The organism is Streptomyces jumonjinensis (assembly GCF_009600885.1).
Classification (GTDB): domain Bacteria; phylum Actinomycetota; class Actinomycetes; order Streptomycetales; family Streptomycetaceae; genus Streptomyces; species Streptomyces jumonjinensis.
On sequence record NZ_VCLA01000202.1, the window covers coordinates 37896 to 40271 of the forward strand.

Sequence of the window (2376 nt, forward strand, 5' to 3'; positions counted from 1 at the left end):
ATGACGGCCGTCCGCTGACGCTCTATCAGCACCAGCGGGACGCGATCGGCATCGCCCAGGCCCGTCATTCCTACGTCCTCACCACCGGCACAGGGTCCGGCAAATCCCTCTCCTACATCGTGCCGATCGTCGACCGGGTGCTCCGAGCACGCGAGTCCGAGGGCCCCGGCGCCCGCAAGAGGGTGCGCGCGATCATCGTCTACCCGATGAACGCCCTCGCCAACAGCCAGGTCAATGAGCTGGGGAAGTACCTCCGCGACGGATACGGAGAAGGCCGGGAGCCCGTCACCTTCGCCCGCTACACCGGCCAGGAGAACGCCAGCGACCGCAAGCGCATCCGCGACAACCCTCCGGACATCCTGCTGACCAACTATGTGATGCTGGAGCTGATGCTCACGCGGCCGGACGACCGCCGCTCCCTCATCGCGATGGCCCTCGGCCTGGAGTTCCCGGTCTTCGACGAGCTGCACACCTACCGTGGCCGACAGGGCGCCGATGTGGCTCTGCTCATCCGCCGGGTCCGCGAGGCGTGCCGTGCCGAGGGCGTCCAGTGCATCGGCACCTCGGCCACCATGTCGACCGAGGGCACCGTCGAGGACCAGAAGCGGGTGGTCGCCGATGTCGCCACCAAGCTCTTCGGCGTCCCCGTACGCCCCGAGCATGTCATCGGCGAGACCCTGGTCCGCGCCACCGGGGAAGCCCCCGATCAGGTCCCCGCCGAACGGCTGTCGTCCGGCGACGCACCCGGCGACTACGCCGATCTGGTCCATGACCCGCTCGCCCGGTGGATCGAGTCCCACTTCGGACTCGACACGGACGACGGCCGCCTCGTCCGCCGTCAGCCGGCCAGGATCGAGGACGCGGCCAGGGAACTGGCCGCGCAGAGCGGTGTGCCCGCCGAACAGTGCGTCAAAGCGATCCGGATGACCCTGGAGGCCGGATCGCGGGCCCGTCATCCGGAGACGACCCGGCAGCTGTTCGCCTTCCGGCTGCATCAGTTCGTCTCAAAAGGCGATACGGTTTTCGTCACGCTGGAAGACAAGGCCACCCGTCACCAGACCCGTGACTACCAGCGCGAACAGCCCGGTTCCGGGGGCAAGATCCTGATACCGCTCGCTTTCTGCCGGGAGTGCGGCCAGGAGTTTCTCACCGTATGGCGAACGGAGCACGAGGGCGCGTCGCGTTACGAGCCGCGCCGCGACACCGCCGCCGGGGGCGGCCGTGCGGGCGACGGCTATCTCTACATCGACCCGGAGCGATCCTGGCCCGCCACCCCCGAGCAGGCCATCGCCGAGCACCGGCTGCCCGACTCCTGGCTGGAGTCCGACGACACCGGACGGGAGGTCGTCAAACAGTCCTACCGCGACCGTCTGCCGCAGGTCGTCACCGTCGACCCCTATGGCATGGAGGGCCGGGGCGAACTGCGGGCCGCGTTCATTCCCTCGCCCTTCCTGTTCTGCCCGCACTGCGGCGTCAGCTATGAGCAGACCCGGAGCAACGACTTCGCCAAGCTCGCCACCCTCGGCCAGGAAGGCCGCTCCTCGGCGACCTCGCTGATATCGGCGTCCATCCTGCGCTCCCTCAAGGAGATACCCGAGGAAGCCCTCCACAAGGAGGCGCGCAAACTGCTGACCTTCGTCGACAACCGTCAGGACGCCTCCCTCCAAGCGGGTCACTTCAACGACTTCGTACAGATCACCCAGCTCCGCGGAGCCCTCTACCGGGCCGCGGTGGCAGCAGGCGACGAAGGCATCTCCCACGAGGATCTGGCCTCGCGCGTCGCGGCCTCGCTCGGTCTCGACGCGGCCGACTACACCGGCCAGGCCGATCTGCCGCCCCGGATGCGGAGCAACGCCGCCAAGACACTCCGCGACGTCGTCGCCTTCCGTCTCTATCTGGACCTGGAGCGCGGCTGGCGCATCACCATGCCGAATCTGGAGCAGACCGGACTTCTGGAGATCCGGTACAACGACCTCGGCTGGATCGCCCAGAACGAGCGGCGCTGGGACACCGCCCACCCCGCGCTCCGGACCGCCGACCCCGGTCTGCGGGCCGACATCATGAAGGCACTGCTCGACGAGATGCGGCGCGCGCTCGCCATCGACGTCCAGTACTTCCGGGACGATTTCGACAGAATCCAGCGCGCCAGTGAGGAACGGCTCATCGAGCCGTGGGTGCTGACCAGGAGCGACAGCCCGAGGGCGGGCGTCGCCTATCCACAGCCGTCCGTACGCGGCGCGGAACGCTCCGGGCTCTTTCTCTCCGCCCGGGGGAAGTTCGGCAAATATCTGCGGCGGCTCGATCGCCACCGATTCGGCTCACTCGGCGCGGACGACCTCCAGTCGGTCATCGCGGAGTTGTTGAGGGCGCTCGCCA

The 2376-nt window shown here is 68.4% G+C and carries 1 protein-coding gene; it reads left to right on the top strand.

What is annotated here, in order from left to right; translation table 11 throughout:
• Positions 1 to 2376, top strand: a 2376-nt coding sequence (locus FF041_RS36790) for a DEAD/DEAH box helicase (RefSeq protein ID WP_153527076.1), incomplete at both ends; no start/stop codon positions are given.